This window comes from Paenibacillus sp. S28 (genome assembly GCF_016624415.1).
In the GTDB taxonomy this organism is placed as follows: Bacteria; Bacillota; Bacilli; order Paenibacillales; family Paenibacillaceae; genus Paenibacillus_AQ; species Paenibacillus_AQ favisporus.
Genome location: NZ_JACVTM010000006.1, coordinates 138,031 through 157,647, shown reverse-complemented (window position 1 = coordinate 157,647; position 19,617 = coordinate 138,031). Strand labels below are relative to the sequence as shown.

Annotated in this window: 18 protein-coding genes; all 18 read right to left on the bottom strand. The window is 52.5% G+C overall.

The window, feature by feature from the left end:
• Nucleotides 1–48 precede the first annotated feature (48 nt).
• Nucleotides 49–1,044 (bottom strand): dipeptidase, encoded by a 996-nt coding sequence (locus IAE55_RS16475; protein ID WP_200633270.1) that lies wholly within the window; start codon nt 1,042–1,044, stop codon nt 49–51.
• Nucleotides 1,045–1,206: 162 nt separating this feature from the next.
• Nucleotides 1,207–1,467, bottom strand: a complete 261-nt coding sequence (locus IAE55_RS16470) for a stage V sporulation protein S (protein ID WP_006286829.1) — start codon at nt 1,465–1,467, stop codon at nt 1,207–1,209.
• 131 nt (nt 1,468–1,598) lie between these two features.
• On the bottom strand, nt 1,599–2,393 hold the full coding sequence (locus tag IAE55_RS16465; protein ID WP_089550131.1) for a TIGR00282 family metallophosphoesterase: 795 nt from the start codon (nt 2,391–2,393) through the stop codon (nt 1,599–1,601).
• A gap of 70 nt (nt 2,394–2,463) precedes the next feature.
• Nucleotides 2,464–4,005, bottom strand: a complete 1,542-nt coding sequence (rny, locus tag IAE55_RS16460; RefSeq protein WP_076167981.1) for a ribonuclease Y — start codon at nt 4,003–4,005, stop codon at nt 2,464–2,466.
• 326 nt (nt 4,006–4,331) lie between these two features.
• Entirely contained in the window at nt 4,332–5,108 is a 777-nt protein-coding gene (locus tag IAE55_RS16455) for a regulatory protein RecX (protein WP_200633269.1), read from the bottom strand.
• 149 nt (nt 5,109–5,257) lie between these two features.
• Nucleotides 5,258–6,319, bottom strand: coding sequence for a recombinase RecA (recA, locus tag IAE55_RS16450; RefSeq protein WP_105443594.1), 1,062 nt, complete (start codon nt 6,317–6,319; stop codon nt 5,258–5,260).
• Nucleotides 6,320–6,654: 335 nt separating this feature from the next.
• Nucleotides 6,655–7,941, bottom strand: coding sequence for a competence/damage-inducible protein A (locus IAE55_RS16445; RefSeq protein WP_145156773.1), 1,287 nt, complete (start codon nt 7,939–7,941; stop codon nt 6,655–6,657).
• 128 nt (nt 7,942–8,069) lie between these two features.
• Nucleotides 8,070–8,657: a CDP-diacylglycerol--glycerol-3-phosphate 3-phosphatidyltransferase gene (gene pgsA, locus IAE55_RS16440; protein WP_076167990.1), complete on the bottom strand. Its 588-nt coding sequence runs from the start codon at nt 8,655–8,657 to the stop codon at nt 8,070–8,072.
• A gap of 255 nt (nt 8,658–8,912) precedes the next feature.
• A complete protein-coding gene (locus IAE55_RS16435) occupies nt 8,913–9,404 on the bottom strand; it encodes a YajQ family cyclic di-GMP-binding protein (RefSeq protein ID WP_076169539.1) in 492 nt (163 codons plus the stop codon).
• A 240-nt stretch (nt 9,405–9,644) separates the two neighbouring features.
• Complete coding sequence (locus tag IAE55_RS16430; RefSeq protein ID WP_163872676.1) at nt 9,645–9,815, bottom strand: hypothetical protein; 171 nt, start codon at nt 9,813–9,815, stop codon at nt 9,645–9,647.
• 100 nt (nt 9,816–9,915) lie between these two features.
• Entirely contained in the window at nt 9,916–11,022 is a 1,107-nt protein-coding gene (locus IAE55_RS16425; protein WP_200633268.1) for a helix-turn-helix domain-containing protein, read from the bottom strand.
• A 25-nt stretch (nt 11,023–11,047) separates the two neighbouring features.
• Nucleotides 11,048–11,815: a DUF3388 domain-containing protein gene (locus IAE55_RS16420; protein ID WP_076169541.1), complete on the bottom strand. Its 768-nt coding sequence runs from the start codon at nt 11,813–11,815 to the stop codon at nt 11,048–11,050.
• A gap of 189 nt (nt 11,816–12,004) precedes the next feature.
• Complete coding sequence (locus IAE55_RS16415; protein ID WP_076167995.1) at nt 12,005–12,259, bottom strand: DUF3243 domain-containing protein; 255 nt, start codon at nt 12,257–12,259, stop codon at nt 12,005–12,007.
• Nucleotides 12,260–12,362: 103 nt separating this feature from the next.
• Complete coding sequence (gene ymfI, locus IAE55_RS16410; RefSeq protein ID WP_145021838.1) at nt 12,363–13,136, bottom strand: elongation factor P 5-aminopentanone reductase; 774 nt, start codon at nt 13,134–13,136, stop codon at nt 12,363–12,365.
• Nucleotides 13,136–14,416 carry an EF-P 5-aminopentanol modification-associated protein YfmH gene (gene yfmH, locus IAE55_RS16405; protein ID WP_145021841.1) on the bottom strand — a complete coding sequence of 427 codons (1,281 nt, stop codon included), beginning with the start codon at nt 14,414–14,416 and terminating at the stop codon, nt 13,136–13,138. The genes ymfI and yfmH overlap by 1 nt, the downstream gene beginning before the upstream one ends.
• 3 nt (nt 14,417–14,419) lie before the next feature.
• Nucleotides 14,420–15,700: an EF-P 5-aminopentanol modification-associated protein YfmF gene (gene yfmF / locus IAE55_RS16400; protein WP_145021844.1), complete on the bottom strand. Its 1,281-nt coding sequence runs from the start codon at nt 15,698–15,700 to the stop codon at nt 14,420–14,422.
• 181 nt (nt 15,701–15,881) lie between these two features.
• Complete coding sequence (gene sleB / locus IAE55_RS16395) at nt 15,882–16,706, bottom strand: spore cortex-lytic enzyme (protein ID WP_076168007.1); 825 nt, start codon at nt 16,704–16,706, stop codon at nt 15,882–15,884.
• 227 nt (nt 16,707–16,933) lie between these two features.
• Complete coding sequence (locus IAE55_RS16390) at nt 16,934–19,612, bottom strand: FtsK/SpoIIIE family DNA translocase (RefSeq protein ID WP_234489610.1); 2,679 nt, start codon at nt 19,610–19,612, stop codon at nt 16,934–16,936.
• Nucleotides 19,613–19,617 lie beyond the last annotated feature (5 nt).

The following is a 19,617-nucleotide window of genomic DNA, read 5'->3' as shown; positions in this document are numbered from 1 at the left end:
CAAAATGTCTGCTCCGTATTGCCAAAACATGGTTTAATTCCACTCAAATCAAACCGGTTTAGCCGGAAGATGCCTGCTCAGAAAAGAGAGCGCATTGCCCGACATCCATCCTTTGACCAGATCCTCCGGATAGCGGGCAAGCAGCAGATCGATAAACGCCGGATAGCGTCCGGGATGCTCCAAATCCTGAATCCAAGTTTCAATGCCGTCAAAATCGGAGCCGAACATGAGCATGTTACCCGCTCCCTGCTCGCACATCCGCTCAATATGGGGGAGAACATCTGCAGGAACGACCGGCCCTGTACCTTCTTTTACAAAATACGGCACAAACGTAATTCCGATGCGCCCGTCCATCGCTGCGATCGCCCGAATCTGCTCATCGTTCAAATTGCGGGGATGCGGGCACACCGCCTTTGCGTTGGAGTGGGAAGCGATAAACGGCCGTTTCGATCGTTCGGCCAGCTCCCAAAACCCGGCCTCCGATAAATGGGATACGTCCAGCAGCAAACCGGTTTCGTTGCACAGCTCAATCAGCTGTTTCCCTTTTTCGGTAAAGCCCCCCTTGCGCTTCTCCATAACGCCGTCGGCAGCCCAGTTCGCATGGTTCCACGTAATTCCAAGGAACCGCACGCCCAGATCGTAGCAGACTTTGACATAAAACAAATTTCCCTCGAATCCGTCGGCACCCTCCACGGACAGAAGCCCCCACGGCTGAAGGGCGTGGCTTTGAAGCGGGAGCTGCTCCGCCGCCTTCATCGCATGTTCCAGCGAGGCTGCGTCTTCTCTCCATTTCATCCACCGGACGCCTTCCTGCACGGGAACGACACGGGAGGTAAACACGTCGATCTGGTCCAATATATGCTCAAAGCGGGGAATCCCCCGTTCCTCAGACAAAAAGATAGCGAAGGTTTGCAGCGCCACCTCTCCTTCCTGCAGACGCTTGTAGGTCACATCGAGCTTCGGATCGTCTGCAAAGGAGATGCTACTATCCTTCACCATTTTACTCAATACATCACAATGATAATCCACCACCGGAATTGTCATGCTTAAGCCTCTCCTTTCCGTCGTACACAAGCAAAAAAACCTGTCTATCCCATATAAACTGAATCAAAGTCCGGGTACTCGCCGAGCACCTCTAATCCGGCTTCATTCAGCTTATATCAATAAACAGGTTTCATCAAATGATGGCATATCCTGCCATTTCCCTTATCTGGGCTCTACGATCAGCTTGATCGCCGTTCGGTCTTCCCCGTCAATAACGATATCCGTAAAGGCTGGAATACAAATCAAGTCTACTCCGCTGGGTGCTACAAATCCCCGGGCAATGGCTACCGCTTTGATCGCTTGATTGAGTGCGCCTGCTCCGATGGCTTGCAGTTCAGCCGCCCCGCGTTCACGAAGCACGCCTGCCAGAGCACCGGCAACAGAATTTGGATTGGACTTTGCTGAAACTTTTAATACTTCCATGGTAAGTACCTCCCCTGGGAATGATGATTAGCTTCCACATACTAGATGTTATTCGGGAGTCCGGAAATAATTCCTTCTTTCTGACAATTTTTCAGCCATAAATCCGCCAATAGTCTCAGAGGAAAACTCGGTCAATCCATGATCCAATCGTCTTCGAGAATCCGAATTTTTTCCATTTTCAGCGCCTTGCCTGTTGCATCGTCCAACTGGACAAATACGCCGTGGAAGTGCCATTTTCCGTTGTCGACCTGGAACCGGACCGGCAGCTGTGTTTTGAATTTGCGGAGTACCGCATCGCGTTCCATGCCTAAAATGCCTTCTCTAGGACCGACCATGCCGGCATCCGTGAGATAGGCCGTTCCATTCGGTAAAATAGTATCATCATTGCTCTGCACGTGGGTATGTGTTCCTACGACGATCGAAGCACGGCCGTCCAGATGCCAGCCCATGGCGATTTTCTCGGATGTGGCTTCGGCATGAAAATCAACAAGAATATGCTTGTGCTTCTTGCGGAGCTGGTCGACAATGTCGTCGCTGGCCCGAAACGGACAGTCAATGGCCGGCAGAAACGTACGTCCCTGCAAATTGACGATGGCCAGTTCTTTGCCGTTCGCTTTAATGATGGTATGTCCCAATCCCGGCGTCCCCGGCGGAAAATTGGCCGGTCTCACCATGCGCGGCTCATCGTCGATAAAGTCAAAAATCTCCTTGTTATCCCACGTATGGTTGCCCAGCGTAATCCCATGGACACCCCAATCGAAAAAGTCTTTGGCAATCGACTGCGTGATCCCTCGGCCGGAAGCGGCATTTTCGCCGTTCGCAATGATGATATGAGGGTTATACTTCGTTTTTAACGACGGCAGCGTCGCTTTAAGCGCCTTTCTGCCTACACTGCCTACGATATCTCCAATAAATAATACGTTAATGTTGGTCTCCTCCTTAAGATGAACAAATATGAAAAGTGGCCCCTAAAGCGGCCACTTTTCATCATTTACATTATTTCGCGTATTCAACCGCGCGAGTCTCGCGGATGACCGTCACTTTGATATGTCCCGGATAATCCAGTTCATTCTCAATCGTCTTCGTAATATCCCGAGCCAGCCGGAATGCTTCGGCATCATCGATCTTCTCAGGCTGAACCATAACGCGGACCTCGCGTCCTGCCTGAATCGCGAACGATTTCTCGACGCCTTCGAACGATTCGGAGATTTCCTCCAGCTTCTCCAAACGCTTGATATACGTTTCGAGCGTTTCACGGCGCGCTCCTGGTCTTGCAGCTGACAAAGCGTCGGCTGCGCCAACCAGCATCGCGATGACCGAAGTTGCCTCTACATCGCCATGGTGGGATGCGATACTGTTGATAACCACCGGATGTTCCTTGTATTTCTTGGCCAGCTCCACGCCGATTTCAACATGTGAGCCTTCCACTTCATGATCCAGCGCTTTACCGATGTCGTGCAGCAAGCCTGCACGCTTGGCCAATACGATATCCTCGCCGAGCTCTCCGGCCATCAGACCGGACAGATAAGCCACTTCCATGGAATGCTTCAGCACGTTCTGACCATAACTGGTGCGGAATTTAAGCCGTCCCAATATTTTGATCAAATCCGGATGCAGACCATGTACTCCCACTTCAAATGTCGCTTGTTCGCCATACTCGCGAATCCGCTCATCAACCTCTTTACGGGATTTCTCCACCATCTCTTCAATCCGAGCGGGATGAATGCGTCCGTCTGCTACCAATTTCTCCAAAGCGGTCCGGGCAATTTCCCGGCGGATCGGATCAAACCCCGACAAAATTACAGCTTCAGGCGTATCATCAATAATGAGGTCAATACCGGTCAGAGTTTCCAGTGCACGGATGTTCCGGCCTTCACGCCCGATAATCCGTCCCTTCATCTCCTCATTCGGCAGCGTCACCACAGATACGGTGGTCTCCGCCACATGATCTGCAGCGCAGCGCTGGATGGCGAGCGTTACGATTTCACGGGATTTCTTGTCAGCTTCTTCTTTCGCCTGCTGCTCAATATCTTTAATCATTTGAGCGGTTTCATGGCGAACTTCCTGCTCTACATTGCTCAAAATAATGCTTCGTGCGTCTTCCATGGTCAAACTGGAAATACGTTCCAGTTCCGTGACCTGGCTCTTGTAAATCAAATCGATCTGCTGTTGAGTCTCTTCGATGCGTTTCTCCTTGTTGGCCACTTGCTCTTCTTTACGTTCAAGCGATTCAATTTTTTTATCCAGCGACTCTTCTTTTTGCAACAATCGTCTTTCCTGCCGTTGAATTTCATTTCGACGCTCACGAGTGTCTTTTTCAGCTTCGGTCCGGATTCTGTGTACTTCGTCTTTAGCCTCCAGTACCGTTTCCTTCTTCAGTGCTTCTGCTTCCTTACGCGCGTTTTCCACGATCTGTACAGCAGCTTCTTCAGCACTAGAAATTTTAGCCTCTGCAAGAGATTTGCGAATAAAATATCCAATCACGAACCCCAAGAACAATGCGGCAACAACGAGAACGACCCATAGCCATATAGGCATTCAGTTCACCTCCTCGTTGGTTCCTCCAAGGTATTCCTTGGGATCTTCTACAGTTGTCCATTCATTTCAATTCATCATACGTACTTCAATCATTTTCCATCTGCACAACTTCCCCATGGGAAGGTTGTACAAAACCCGTGCTACCCTAGAGGCGGGATAAGGCGGGGGTAGTTCATATGAATTGGAGAGAAATTAGAATCTTTCAATAAAAAACCTTTTTTTGGAAGGAAAAAAGAGCTTTTTACAGGAATAGATTCATCTTCATTTTAGTATTTGTGAAAAGATATTGTCAAGAGAGGGCATTTCATATTGTGTCAACTTCTTCCTCAGTCGAATGAAAAATATTCCTCTTCATCATCGGGATAAGCGTCTTCCTTGAGCAGCTGATTGATGACCTTTCGGACCTGCTCTCCGGAGTATCCCCGCCTCATCAAATAAGCCCCCGTTTTGCGCTTGCGATCGGCAGCTTCGCCCTTCGTCTGGTTCCATTTCTTTCGGCCGGCTGCCAGGGCTGCCTCAAATTCCTGATCGGAACTGACTTCGGCCAGCGCCTCGGATATAATCGACTTATCGACGCCTTTCTGCTGAAGCTCCTGCCTGATCCAGGCCTTGCCTTTGCGGTGGTTCCTGATTCGCTGCTGCGCCCACTGCCTGGCATAGCTTTCGTCGTCCACCAGCCTTTCTTCCACCAGCCGGTTCAGCGCATACTCAATCGATCCCGTTTCGATGCCTTTCTGCCGCAGTTTCATTTCAATTTCCTTGCGTGTCCGCGGCTTCCGCTCCAGCGCCTTTAATCCTTCGACATAAGCCTGCTGCCGCTCGTCCGCTACAACGATTTCCTCCAGCTCCTGCTTCGTAAAGGCGTTCCCCTTGACCATCCGGTACTTCACGAGGACGTCTTCGTGGACGGAAAGGGTGTAGGGTCCGAACGATATCAAATAACGCCCTCTCGGCTTGGCCAGACGCTCTACCTCCGTGATCAGCAGGGTTTCATCGTCCGGGAACCCGGCCAGTCCTTCATGAATTCCCTGCTTCTCATGGATTCCCTGCTCTTCATGAATCCCTTGCCCTTCCTGATGTTCATGGCTATTTCCTTTTCGCATCTCTCTCACATCCCATCACGTGTTCAATGTCATCCTGTAACAGCACCGCACCCTCTATATGAGAAAAGACGCCCAGTGACAGGTTATCACCGAGCGTCCTCATTATAATCTCTATTCATATTTACAGAATACGATTTCAAACGATAACCCTATTCCAGCTCTAACAATTCCTGTTCTTCGCGTTCCTCAGCCGCTGCTTCTTCCGCAGTCGGCGCGTTCACCGTCGTCGTCAAATTGCTTGCCTCACGGATCTTGTTCTCGATCGCTTCCGAAATAGGCTGATTTTCTTTCAAGAACTGCTTCGCATTCTCGCGGCCCTGACCCAAGCGCTCGCCTTCATAGGAGTACCAGGCACCGCTCTTATTGACGATATCCAATTCCGTACCGATATCGATAATGCTGCCTTCCTTGGAAATGCCTTCGCCGTACATGATGTCGATCTCCGCCTGCTTGAACGGAGGAGCCACCTTGTTCTTGACAACCTTGATCCGCGTCCGGTTACCCACTACATCATTGCCCATCTTGATGCTCTCAATACGGCGAACATCCAGACGAACAGAAGAATAGAACTTCAGCGCACGGCCGCCGGGGGTCGTCTCCGGGTTACCGAACATGACGCCGACTTTCTCACGAAGCTGGTTGATAAAGATCGCAATCGTCTTCGACTTCGCAATCGCACCGGACAGCTTACGCAGTGCCTGGGACATCAGACGAGCCTGCAGACCTACGTGGGAATCACCCATTTCGCCTTCGATTTCCGCTTTCGGTACGAGCGCTGCAACCGAGTCCACGACGATAATATCAACGGCGCCGCTGCGTACGAGGGCTTCCGCAATTTCCAACGCTTGCTCACCAGTGTCCGGTTGAGACAGCAGCAGCTCGTCAATGTTGACGCCAAGCTTGTTGGCATACGACGGATCAAGCGCATGCTCCGCATCGATGAAAGCAGCTTGTCCACCGACTTTCTGTACTTCCGCGATGGCATGGAGGGCCACCGTCGTCTTACCGGAAGATTCCGGTCCATATACTTCAACAACGCGGCCTCTTGGAAGTCCGCCAATACCAAGTGCTATATCTAGAGCCAGGGAGCCGCTGGGAACAACTTCCACCTGCATATGTGTCGACTCACCGAGTTTCATGATTGAACCTTTACCGAATTGTTTCTCTATTTGACGAAGCGCCATTTCAAGCGCAGCACGACGATCTGACAATAAACTCACATCCTTCACCCGTTTATACTATTATGATACCTTGTTTTGGAACGTTTGCCAAGCATTTTTTCGAACATACATTCGTTTTTTTGCCAGGCATTCTCCTCTCATCATCATGCCGCCGTACCTTAAACCAACCGCCGCAAGGAAAGCCCGCCAAATATGGGGGTCCCCTGCGGGCGTTTGTTCTTCTATGATGATCGGATGCAAGAGTCCGCACTGGAACAGGCTTCCGCCCCTACTCCAACCATAAGAAAAAGAACCGCGGCAAACTTATTTTTGCACGGTTCTTCCGTATGGTTATATTATATCGCCTGGCGGGCGGCTGCACAACTTCAAACCTGATCCTTGGACACCCCGGTGGCCGGATCGGTAGATACCAGTCTTTGCCACAACCGGTACAGCAGCGTTTTGACCGAGCGGACCCGGATCGTTTCGCGGTTGCCGTTCAGCTTCAGCTCAAACACTTCGGTCTTCTGTCCGCGTTGGGCGATCCCGACGTACACGAGGCCGACCGGTTTGCGTTCGGAATACCCCGGACCCGCTACACCCGTGACGGATAAGCCGAAGTCGCTGTCCGTGATCATCCGAACGTTCTCGGCAAGCACCTCGGCCACTTCGGCGCTCACCGCTCCCGGTGCGTCGTCTCCTTCCAGCAGCGCATGCGGGACATGCAGCAGCTTCTCCTTCATCTCGTTGGAGTAGCAGACGATCCCTCCCACGAACATGGTTGCGCTGCCCGGAATGGAAGTGATGCTCTCCATCAGCATGCCTCCTGTGCAGCTCTCAGCGGCGCTCAGCGTAATCCCGCGGTCCGCCATCATGTCAACGATGATCCGTTCGATCGGCACGTCCATGCTGGCGTACATATGGTCTGCGAGCCGGCTTTGAATTTGCCCCTGCATCGCATTCAGTTTCTCCATGGCTTCCTGCTCTGTAGGCGCTTTGGTGGAGATGCGTACGGTCACTTCACCCTCCTTCGCATAAGGAGCGATCGTTGGATCGGTCTGCCCGTCGATCAGGTCCAGAAGCCGATCCTCCAGCAGCGATTCACCGATGCCGGCAAACTTGAGCATTTTGGAGTAAATCGGCATTTCGTCAGTCAGGGCGTGTTGAAGGAGCCACGGCTTCGCCTGCTGGTCGAACATCGGCTTCATCTCTTTTGGAGGACCAGGCAGAACGATGTAGAAGTTATCCTCTTGGGCAAGCGCGAGTCCGACGGCCAATCCCGTTTCATTCGGAAGCGGCGTGCTGCCGTCGATGACGAGCGCCTGACGGCGGTTGTTCTCCGTCATGTCGATCCCCCGCCCTGCGAAGAACCTTTCGATTTGATCCATCGCCAGCCGGTCAATGTGCAGGGAGCGGCCGACATGCGCCGCCAGGGCATCCTTGGTCAGGTCGTCCTGGGTCGGGCCGATGCCTCCGGTCAGGATCAGGATATCCGCGCGCTGCGAAGCAAGCTCAATGGCACCCTGAAGCCGCGAGGCGTTGTCCCCGACGACTGTCTGGTAATAGACGTCTATTCCCATTGCCGCGAGCTCCTGCGACAAGTACTGCGCGTTGGTATTCACGATTTGTCCAAGCAGCAGCTCCGTACCGACTGCAATGATTTCTGCTTTCATCCTTGATTGGCCTCCCTGTTATCGTAAAGTAGAATGGATATACCTATATTGAACACTTTACACGTTTTTAGCCTATCCGTACCACAGCGTTTGGTGGAAAGAAAAAGCAATAGGATATCCCTATTGCCTTACACATTGGAAAGCTGAAGCAGTTTTTTGTTTTTGACAAAATAATCGATTCCCGAGTAAATCGTGATCAAAGCCGCTGCCCAGATGGCAATATCGTCGAACGGCAGGCCGATCATCTCGAACGGGAAGTTGTTGATCAGAATCGCCACGATAGCGACAATCTGAATGACTGTCTTCACCTTGCCCCATTTGCTGGCCGCCACGACAGCCCCGTCAAGCAGCGCAATCTGGCGCAGGCCGGTAACGGCAAACTCGCGGCTGATAATAACCACAGCGATCCAGGAGTCGCATTTCCCCATTTCGACGAGCGAAACCAGCACCGCCGTAATAAGCAGCTTGTCGGCCAGCGGGTCCAGCAGTTTTCCGAGATTTGTAACCAAGTTGTTTTTGCGCGCCAAATAACCGTCTATACCGTCTGTGCTTGCTGCCAGAATAAAAATAATTACAGCGATCAGCTGATTGTACGGCAGCTCGAATGAATTCCAGGTAATCGGTTCCGGATAGAACTTGAAGTCGACCAGAAGAAACACCATCATGACCGGAATCAAACAGATTCTTGAAATGGTAATACGGTTGGGCAGATTCACTGTAAACCCTCCCCGGATAAATCAAACTAAGAAACGACATTCACATGCACGGCAGGCCGAAAATGAATAATAATGCACCCAGACCATCCATTATGTATGAATCCTCTACTTGGGGGCAGCAGGCACAGCTTGCGGCAGGCCGGCAACCCCGCCAAGACAGCGGGACAAGATACAGTATAATATATCAATTTATACACTGTCAAAAGAGGAGTAAGCTCCTCTTCCCGCCCGTTTGCCGTGCGGTATACGCCCGCATTACTTCAGATTGGTAAACTGCAGGTCCAGCGGCAGATCCGCCTTGCGAAGCAGCTGCATGACCGCCTGCAGATCGTTTTTGCTCTTCCCGGTCACCCGGATCTGATCGCCTTGGATTTGGCTTTTGACCTTCAGCTTGGAATCCCGGATCAGCACGTTGATTTTCTTGGCGTTGTCCTGATCGATTCCCTGCTTCAGGGTGATCCGCTGGCGGACGGTTCCCATCGAAGCTGGCTCAACCTTGCCGTAATCCACGTTTTTGAGCGACAAACCGCGCTTGATCATTTTGGACTGCAAAATGTCAATCACCGCATTGAGCTTATACTCGTCATCAGAGGTGATGACCAGTGTCTCCTTCTCCAGCTTCAGGCTGCTCTTGCTCCCTTTAAAATCAAAACGGGTTTCGATTTCACGCTCCGTTTGGTTGATCGCGTTGATCATTTCCTGGAAGTCCAATTTGGAAACAATGTCAAACGAATTTTCCGAACTCATCATTACACGCCCTTTCAGTTCCTTTTCATGTCATATTATATGAAATTACCCGGGACAAGTCTAATCCTAAACAGCGTTCCTTCCGTTCACGGATATTATCTCACGGCGATCGGCACTGCTTAGGCACGGCTTAGGCAGAAGACAGGACGCGATTAGCGGAAGCCTACAAGCAATGAACATGGACCTCAAAAAAAAGACATTCGCCGGCTCATGGGTCCCCGGGAATGCCTTGTTCTTATTTTACGATCGGCTGCGGTCACGGGTTGGTTGGCGGAACATATCCAAGATGCCCAATACGATCCATGCCAGTCCAAATCCAAGAATGCCGTACCCCCAAGCGCTGGGAGTGAGGTAATAACCGAGCAGGCTGACGATAATCCCCACAATCGTGGTGATCCAGCTGACTGTCATAACCATACACCTCATTTCTATCCGGAATAAGAAGGACTTAAAGCTAGAACTATTGTCCCCCGGAGTGTATGGCATTATTCAGCCGAGCCTGTCCCGCCGTTTAGCCGTTGCTGCTATCCGATTGATCGGAGGAATCCCCTGTCGACGAATCATTACCGGTCGAAGTACCGCTCGTACCGGAGTCGTCCAGCTTCAGCAGAATGCGCGAAGTCGATTTACCGTCCTCCACCGTCTGCCCGGCTACCGTAATCGTCGTTGCGGGAGAATATCCCGATTTAATGTATATACCGGAAGAATCCAGCGTAAAGGTCAGCGTATCCCCCTCCTTCGTATTACCGAAGGAAAGCTTTTCGCCGGACGTATTTTCGCCTTTGTACACTTCAAGCCAACTCTTGCCCGTCGCTTTGATTTCCACCTGAACCGGTGTTCCCTGGGCTGCTGCAACCTTAAAGATCGTCGTTTTGCCCCTCTTGCCGTCCTGAGCCACGGTTACGCCTTGATTGCCTTGGTTCGTCGTATCCGTCGAGTCCGTACCGGTTCCCGAAGAATCTGTTCCGGTGCCTGAAGGGTCTGTGCCATTTTGATCCGGCGGTGTTGTTGCGTCTTTGCCCCCGGTATTTCCGCTGTCCGTGTTCGTGTTATCTGTCGTTGTGGTATCCGAATTTCCGGAATTGTCCTTGCTGCCGTTATCCCCCGGATTGGTGGCATTGTCCGGCGGCGTAGTTGTTGTTGCGGGCGGATCCTGATTCTTCGCCGTTGTCGGATCCTGCTGCTCCGTAACCTTGGACGGATCGATGCTATTGTCTTTCTTAGGCGAACTTGCATTGTTCGCGTACAAATAAATAACGACAATGATCAGAATCGGGAACGTCCACATCAGCACGGTCGACAGCCACTTCACGTTTCGTTCAGGCGACGAGGAGCGGCTGCTGGACCGCTTCTGAATGACCGGCTCCATGGTCGCTTCCGGCTCCGGAGGAGCTTCCTTCTTGTGGCCTTCGAGCAAAACGTCCGGATCGAGTCCCACGGTTTCGGCATATGTTTTAATAAAAGCCCTCACATAAAAACTGCCGGGGAGCACCTTGTAATCCCCTGCTTCGATGGCTTCCAAGTATCTTTTGCGGATTTTTGTCATTTCCTGCACGTCGTCCAGGCTCATGCCCTTCTGCAGTCTGGCTTCTCTTAACTGTTGACCCAGTTCAGACAACACCATCACCTCCTCATCAAATTACTTACAGATCGTCGTTGTATGTGCTTGTGAAAGTGTCATAAATAATTTCTTCATTCGGATTGTTGCGCAGCTCGATAATAATATCGAAATGATCGTACGTATACTCGGACTCCTGCACGAACACATCGGGATGCTCGATCACTTTCGTGCTCGGCATGTTCATAATATCCTGCAGCAGGTTGTAGTGGCGTTCGTTGGAACGGATCGTGCTGACGATTCCGTCGATAATAAACACGTTGTTCCGGTTCATTTCGTCTTCAGAGAGCTGGCTTCGGACCGTCTGGCGCAGCAGTGTCGAGGATACGAACGTCCAGCGCTTCATGGCGCACACACTGCCCGCGATGATGGACTCGGTTTTACCTACGCGGGGCATCCCGCGAAGCCCGATGACCTGATTTCCTTCCTTCTTAAATATTTCACCCAAAAAGTCAACCAGTAACCCAAGTTCGTCACGCGTAAAACGGAATGTTTTCCGGTCATCGGAATCGCGGTCGATGTACCGGCCGTGGCGCACAGCCAAAATATCGACAAGCTTCGGCGTCCGCAGCGCAGAGACCGTTATGCTGTCGACCTTTTTCAGCATGGCACCCATCAATTGGATCTTCTCGTCATCATTGGTTTCCAGCAGCATTCCCCGCGTTTTGCCTTCAACCCCGTTAATTGTCAATATGTTAACCTCCAGCATACCGAGCAGGGATGCAATATCCCCGAGCAGACCCGGACGGTTCTTATGTATCTTATACTCCATGTACCATTGTTTCGCTTCCACTTCGACACCCCATCTGACCTTTTCCCATGTTTTCCAATAAAATAAACCTGCAACCCTTTCGGGTGAGGCTTCCAAAAAATCGCCTTTATTTCATGGGTCACGTTAATGATATATAAAATACATATGAAAAACAAGGTCAACTCTGTAAACATTAGAGAAAAGCCCCCAAATGGGGGCTTTTTCCTAAAGTTAAGCGTTTTTCTTGGCTAATTTAACCATCAGCCGGGCAATCGTCTGGCGCTCTTCACGGTTGCCCACTTCCCACAGCTCCTTCAGCGCACGGTTGGAAGCGTTGGCCGGATCGACTTTCTCATCGAGAAAATCACCGATCTCGTAAGCCAGCTTGGCGATGGTGTCTTCGCTCATCCCCATTTTTTCGGCTTGTGCGACGCGTTCCCCAAGAAACTTTTTCCAGGCATCAAAGTTCTTTACTACTGTTGACATATTGATAAGTCCTCCCTTTGCTGTGGCGCATGAGATTTGAAATCAACAGTTGTAATATAACCTGTTTGGGGCGCGCCTATGCAGGGAAGACCGTCCTGGCCGCTCAGGTAATCCATCCACCGTTGGGGCTTATTACCTGACCGTTGATGTAACCGGATTCGGGCAGCGCGAGGAAATAAACGAGGGACGAAATTTCGTCGGGTCTCGCCAGCCGTCCGGCCGGAATTTCATCCTCGAGCATTCGTTTTTCCTCGACGTCCAAATGGTTCAGCATCTCGGTATCCACCGCGCCCGGAGCTACCGCGTTCACCGTGACGCCAGAAGGGCCAAGTTCTTTGGCAAGCGCTTTGGTAAAAGCGTTAATACCGCCTTTGGTGGTCGAATACAGCACTTCGCAGGAAGCGCCCGAAATCCCCCAGACGGAGGATATGTTGATAATGCGGCCGCTCCGCTGGGAAATCATATAGGGCATAAAAGCTTGTGTACACAGAAACATGCCTTTTAAATTAACGGACATCACTTCGTCCCATTCTTCCTCGGTCACGTCCGAAAGAAGGCCGTAGTGAGAGACGCCCGCATTGTTCACTAAAATGTCCGGCAGCAAACCGTGGGTGTCCAGCTTGTCGCGCATGCGCAGAATCTGCTCTTTATCCCGCAAATCGGCGGAGACCGTCATGACCCTGGCTCCGGACTGCATGCAGCGCCGGGCCACGTCATTGGCGGCTTCGTGCGACGAACCGTAGTGGATCACTACATTCATCCCTACCGCTGCAAAACGCTCGGCGATGGCGGCACCGATGCCGCGGCTCGCCCCGGTGACGAGCACCGTCGTCTCTCCGATCGGCTTGTGCAGGCTCTCCTCTCCCCTATGCTGCATTAAGGATTCACCACGACCGATACCGCCAGCTGATCCCAGTCCACATGCTCTTTCAGGCGATTGTTCACATCGCTGAGCGTAATGGACTCATACAGCTGAATCACGCTGAAAAAGTCGCCGCCGCGGAACTGGTAGCGGGTGAATTCATGCGCGATATTTTCCGGAGAATTCAGCATGCGCAGGTATCCGCCGATTTTTTTCTTGCGGGCGCGCTCGAAATCTTCTTCCTTGAAGCCGGATGACAGAATGCCGTCGACCTCTTCGCGGATCCGGGCAAGAAGCTGATCGGGATCACGGGTGTCTCCGCCCGCGGCCGAAAAAGCATACTGCGGAGAACTGCTGTATTCATGCGAGAAGCTGTCGGAGATCAGGTCCTCGTCGTACAGCTTTTGGTACAGCTCCGTACTTGACCCGAACAGCAAATCAAGCATGAGCTTTGTTGTCAGGTCGCGCTTCAGCAGTTCCTTGCCGGTCAGCCCCACTTCTTTTTCCTTAAAACCGAACAAGCATTTCGGCATGGACACCTGCAGCTTGTTAACCCGGCGTTTTTCCGCAACACCAACCGTCTCCGGCTCAAAGATACGCTCGATTTTGCCTTGAGGCGGATAATCTTTCTTCGCCTGGTTGGCGCGGACGAGGTCGAACACTTCTTCCGGCTTTACTCCGCCGACGACGAACAGCAGCATGTTGCTCGGATGATAAAAGGCGTTATAGCAGGTGTAGAGCGTCTCCTTCGTAATCGTGCTGATGGATTCCACCGTACCGGCAATATCGATGTGCACCGGATGGATTTTATACATTGCTTCGATCAGGCCAAAATAGACGCGCCAGTCGGCGTTATCCTGGTACATGTTGATTTCCTGCCCGATAATCCCCTTTTCCTTGTCGACGTTCTGGTCGGTGAAATAAGGATTTTGCACAAAGTTCACGAGCGTTTCCAGATTCTCAGGAATGTGCTCGGTTGCTGAAAACAGGTACACGGTTTGGTCAAAGCTTGTAAATGCGTTGGCGGATGCGCCGTGGGAGGCGAATGTGGCGAAAATGTCGCCTTCCGGCTCCTCGAACATTTTATGCTCCAGGAAATGGGCGATCCCGTCCGGAACCGATATTTCATCCTGTCCCTCCACCCGGAAGTGGTTGTCGACAGAACCGTATTTAGTGGCAAACGTCGCATAGGTTTTCTGGAAACCCGGCTTCGGAAGCACGTAGACGTGAAGGCCGTTATCCATCACTTCATAATAGAGAGTCTCCTGCAAATTGTCGTACTGAAGTTTTTCCACCGGCTATTCCTCCTTCTGACCCTTCAGAAAATAAATCGTATCCAAATCAAAAGTCGACGCGGCCGCCTGAACATCCGCGACTTGAATATCTTCCACCTGCTGCAGCAGTTCTTCTCTTGACCGGTCCTTGCCGGAGAATTGACGGTTGAAGTCGTAAGCGATCATTTCAAAAGCCGAATCCTCAATTTCAAGAAGCAGATTCCGGATCATCGCCTTCGTCTGCGACATTTCCAGATCGGTAATGCGCCCGGAGCGCATTTCCTCGAGCTGGCTCTTGATAATATCGAGCGCTTTTTCGTAGTTCTGCACTTCAATGCCGGACTGGATCGTTCCAATTCCCTTGTGCCCGTCATAGCGAGAAGAGCAGTAGTAGGCGAGACTTGCTTTTTCCCTTACGTTCATGAACAGCTTGGAATGCGGATATCCGCCCAAAATGCCGTTGTACATTAATGCTGCCGCATAATGATCATCCCCATAAGTGATGGAAGTGCGCAGCCCAAGATTCAGCTTGCCCTGACTCACTTCCATTTTCTCCACTACGGTACGAGGCTCTCCCGACTGGCGCACCGGCGTCTCGGTCTTGTACGTAATACCCGGTTCAGAACCGAGATCAAAGTGCGAGTTGACGAGCTTCTCCACTTCCTCGAGCGTCGTGTCCCCAACCACATACAGGTCCATGCTGGCTTCGCTCAGCCATTTGCGATACCCGTCGTGAAGGCTCTCCGGCGAAATTTTCTCCAGGTCCTGACGCTGTCCGAGCGCGTGAAGACGGTAAGGCTCGTTGCGGCACATCTCCTCGATGCAGCGCTCGGAGGCGTAGCGGATCTTATCGTTGACGATGGATTCCAGCTTTTTGCGGACGTTCTCCTTCTCCGCCTGAACGTAAGAACTGCGGAAACGGCCGCCCTCCAAAACGGGACGCGTCACCACTTCGCCGAGAAAAGCGAATGAGGATGCGAGCAGGCTCTCCTGGCTCTTTACGAACGAATCGTTAATTGTGTCCATCCGGAAGTGCACCATCTGGTAGTTGCCTCTTTTATACACATCAAAACCGAAGCCGGCCCCGTACATTTGCTCCAGCTGCTCGCGGAACTGGCGGGTCTCCGGATATGTAACGGTACCCCGGCGGAGTACAAAAGGAGTCAAGGCCGTAGGCGTTACGGTGTCCTCTGCAAGCGGAATGCCTGCGTAGAGCGATATTGCAAACGTCTTAAAGCGTTTCGTCGGCAGAACGTGAATCCGGATCCGCTTGGCGTTTCCATGTTGAAAAGCAGTTGTATTCAAGGTCCAAAACTCCTTTAGCCATGAATTTATAAAGCGTCACGCTTTTGATTAAGTTCCATTCTATACCATTGGAAAGTGAAGAAGCAACCGAAGACAAACCCTCCGGTTGCTGTTTTCCCTCATGAGCAATCTGCTTCAAGGAACGAACGAAGTTACGGTGCCAAACTTACGTTCAATCCTTTTACATGCAGAAAATATGCTGCCCGATCGTCAAGACTTGAGGCCGGGACCAGATCCACTTCGAAGTGGCTGTTTTCGGGTTAAAGTAGTACAGGCATCCGCCGGTCGGATCCCAGCCGTTTAACGCCTGCTGCACCGCTTTGCGGGCCGTTTCGTTCGGCGTGAGATAAATTTGTCCGTCGGCTACCGCCGTAAATGCGCCCGGCTGAAATATAACGCCATGGGGCGTATTCGGGAAGCTTGGCGATTTGACACGGTTCAGAATGACCGCCGCCACGGCAACCTGTCCTTCAAACGGTTCACCGCGGGATTCGCCGTACACCGCATTAGCCATAATTTTCAGATCGTTTTCGGACAGGCCCATCGTGTTGGCCGAGGCCATCGGTTCGCTTGTGTTTTTCTGATTGCCGCTTGTGCTCGGTTGTTTGCCGGCGGCGTTTCCGGACTCGGCTGCGGATGGCTGCCAATTTTTGGTGGCATTGTACAGCTTCAGCTTGGTTTTGGCTCCGACCGTTCCGTCCACCTTCATCCCGAATTCGGACTGGAACCATTTGACGGACTTCAGCGTGCTCCATCCGTATTGTCCGTCAATCTTTCCGTTATAAAAGCCCAAAAATTTCAGGCGCCCCTGCAGTTCATACACATCCTGGCCTGAGGATCCATACTTCAAAACCGTTGATCCGAATGTAGGTATGGTTTGTTCCGCAGGCTCCACCGCCGCTTTGGACGAAGCTTTGGAATCCGTATGGGGTCTTACACCTGCATAGACCGCCGCAGACAATAGAAACACCAAACCGATGATGATCCATAATTTTGCGTTTTTCATGGGTTAGCTCTACCTTTCTCTTGTGGGTTTGACAGGATGGCTACGGTTATTATGACAACAGGCCCCATTTCCTATACACCCTGTCCAAGAGAAAGAATGTGTACCGCCGATAGAAGCTTTCAAGCGTATTCCCATGCAAATCACCGCCAAAAAGGCAAAAGGCCCCTCATGAATAATCATGAGAGGCCTCCAAGGAAGATATAGCACATCCGGCAATAATTACCGGACTATGAGCTGATGCGGTTCTGCTGCTGATACTGTTCCAGGGAGACGAGCACCTCACGCGGTTTGCTTCCCTCGTAAGGTCCGATAATCCCCCGCGCTTCCATCGAATCGATCAAGCGAGCCGCACGGGTATACCCCACCCGCATTCGGCGCTGCAGCAGCGACACGGATGCCTGTTTGGATTCCAGCACGATCTGAACGGCCTGATCGTATAGCTCGTCCAGCTGGTCGTCGGCATCCTGCGACGTTTCCTCCACTTCGGGAACGAGACTTTCATCGTACTTGGCTTCCCCTTGGTCGCGGACATAGTTAACGATGATCTCGACTTCCTGATCGGTCATAAATGCCCCCTGCACGCGGATCGGCTTAGACGCTCCCATCGGCATGAAGAGCATATCCCCGCGGCCCAGCAGCTTCTCGGCGCCCGCCATGTCGAGAATCGTCCGGGAGTCGACCTGGGACGATACCCCGAAAGCGATCCGCGACGGGATATTCGCCTTGATGACACCCGTAATGACGTCGACAGACGGACGCTGGGTGGCGATGATCAGGTGAATGCCCGCGGCCCGAGCCATTTGGGCGAGGCGGGTGATCGCTTCCTCGACGTCATGCGCGGCGACCATCATCAGGTCGGCCAGCTCGTCGACGATGACCACGATATAAGGCAGCACCGCTGCCGGATTGTCCTTCATCAGGTTGTTATAGCCTTCAATATTGCGCGTGCCGGATTTGGAAAACAGCTCATAGCGCTTTTCCATCTCGACCACGATCTTCTTCAGCGCCAGGGAAGCACGCTTCGGATCGGTAACCACGGGCGCCATGAGATGAGGGATGCCGTTATACACGTTCAGCTCGACCATCTTCGGATCGACCATCAGAAATTTCACTTCATCCGGCTTAGCCTTATACAGGATGCTCGTAATGATGCCGTTAATACAGACCGATTTACCGGAACCGGTGGCGCCGGCGACGAGCAAATGGGGCATTTTTGCCAGATTGCCGACGATCGTCTGTCCCGAAATGTCCCGGCCGAAAGCGATCGACAACTTCGACGAGGCGTCCTGAAAGACCGGCGTTTCCATAACTTCGCGCATCGTCACGAGCGAAACCTCATTGTTCGGCACCTCGATGCCGATGGCCGATTTGCCCGGGATCGGCGCCTCCATCCGGATATCCTTCGCGGCCAAAGCCAGCGCGATATCGTCCGTCAGTCCGACAATTCGGCTGACCTTCACGCCGATATCCGGCTGGATTTCGTACCGCGTCACCGCTGGCCCGCGAACGACCTCAAGCACTTTCGCCCGTACGCCGAAGCTCTCCATCGTCGCCTCCAGCTTGCGGGCGGTTTGCTTATAATCGTTCTGATCGCCTGCCTTGCCGCCATTCTGGGGCTTGGAGAGCAGCCTGAAGGGCGGGAGCTTGTACGGCTTCGGCGGAGGCGCAGGCGGGGTCATCGCAAGCTCCAGCGCCTCCGCCGGCTCAGCCGGACTTCCCGCGGATTCTCCCTGGAGATCCGCAGCGGTTACCGGCGCCCCGCCGTCCGGCGTCCCAGCGGTATCCTCATGGAATTCCGCGCTGATGCCTTCAGGCGGAAAAGCGGCTCCGGCAGCTCCGGCGTATGCTTCGTCCGATTCCTCCGGATCGACGTTGCCTTCGGATTTCACATGCTCGAAAAAGTCGCGGATGATCGGCGAAGATTCGTTCCGCTTCGGTTCCGCCCACAGCGGCTCCTCATGCAGGTCGAATGCATCGTTTTCCTCCGGCTCCACCGCCTCACTGAACCGCCCGCCTGCCGCGGAACGGGTGTCCCTGACCGGTTCAAGAATATCGCTGCCGTCCATCTCATCATCAGCAAGCGGAGGCTGCGCTTCGTTCTTGGCAAACCTGCTTCCGAACAGCTGGAAGAACACAGGGGCGCTCCGCTTCGGCTTCGGCGGCACGAAATCCTCGTCCAATTCATCCTCATCGTCGTCAGCCGGGAGCGGCTGCGGTTTCTTCTGCCTGGACGAAGCCGTCCGTTTGGAAGCGACCTTGGCCGACTGGCGGCGGTTGTCCATCCGCTTCTGGACATTCTCCCCGGCCTTCACCAGCCTGCTGCGGAAGATTCGCATCAGGTCGACATACGATAGATTCGTAATCAGCATAAAGCTGATAATAAACATTACGATCATCATCAGCTTCGAGCCCAAGGTCCCAAACAGCCAATACAGCGCCGCAAACTCGATGGCGCCGATGTAACCTCCGCTGATGTCCTTATTCAGCATAGAGTGGTCGCCGCGGGCCGATGACGACAGCAGCGCTCCCTGCAAGTCCGTATGTACCTGGGATAATATGTTCCCGGTGCTCAATGCGCCAACCGGACCCAGTTTCTTTTCCAATGAAGAAATGCTGCTCATAAGTACCAAGGCCAGTACCAACAGCAGAATTCCGCTTCTCCGCGTATTCCACCGTTTCGGCCATTTTCGCTGAATCATGACGCTGAGGCCCAAGTAGATTCCCACCAGGGGGATCACAAAATAAAACCGCCCTAACAGCAGTCCGAACATTTTGGATAATGACCACCCTACCGTCGCTTCACCGGATAAGGCGATAACGGAAAGGGTGATCAGTATAATTCCGTATATTTCGTATTTCAGCACATTGGTCAGTACTGCCTTCTTCTTCTTTCTTCGCTTAGCCAAAATGT

What these genes read in the sequence shown, in the direction of transcription:
- sleB (WP_076168007.1), bottom strand. Translation starts at nt 16,706, where the DNA reads ATGAAAAACGCAAAATTATGGATCATCATCGGTTTGGTGTTTCTATTG.
- IAE55_RS16475 (WP_200633270.1), bottom strand. Translation starts at nt 1,044, where the DNA reads ATGACAATTCCGGTGGTGGATTATCATTGTGATGTATTGAGTAAAATG.
- ymfI (WP_145021838.1), bottom strand. Translation starts at nt 13,136, where the DNA reads ATGCAGCATAGGGGAGAGGAGAGCCTGCACAAGCCGATCGGAGAGACG.
- rny (WP_076167981.1), bottom strand. Translation starts at nt 4,005, where the DNA reads ATGCCTATATGGCTATGGGTCGTTCTCGTTGTTGCCGCATTGTTCTTG.
- IAE55_RS16435 (WP_076169539.1), bottom strand. Translation starts at nt 9,404, where the DNA reads ATGAGTTCGGAAAATTCGTTTGACATTGTTTCCAAATTGGACTTCCAG.
- IAE55_RS16415 (WP_076167995.1), bottom strand. Translation starts at nt 12,259, where the DNA reads ATGTCAACAGTAGTAAAGAACTTTGATGCCTGGAAAAAGTTTCTTGGG.
- IAE55_RS16470 (WP_006286829.1), bottom strand. Translation starts at nt 1,467, where the DNA reads ATGGAAGTATTAAAAGTTTCAGCAAAGTCCAATCCAAATTCTGTTGCC.
- IAE55_RS16445 (WP_145156773.1), bottom strand. Translation starts at nt 7,941, where the DNA reads ATGAAAGCAGAAATCATTGCAGTCGGTACGGAGCTGCTGCTTGGACAA.
- IAE55_RS16455 (WP_200633269.1), bottom strand. Translation starts at nt 5,108, where the DNA reads ATGCGAAAAGGAAATAGCCATGAACATCAGGAAGGGCAAGGGATTCAT.
- IAE55_RS16430 (WP_163872676.1), bottom strand. Translation starts at nt 9,815, where the DNA reads ATGACAGTCAGCTGGATCACCACGATTGTGGGGATTATCGTCAGCCTG.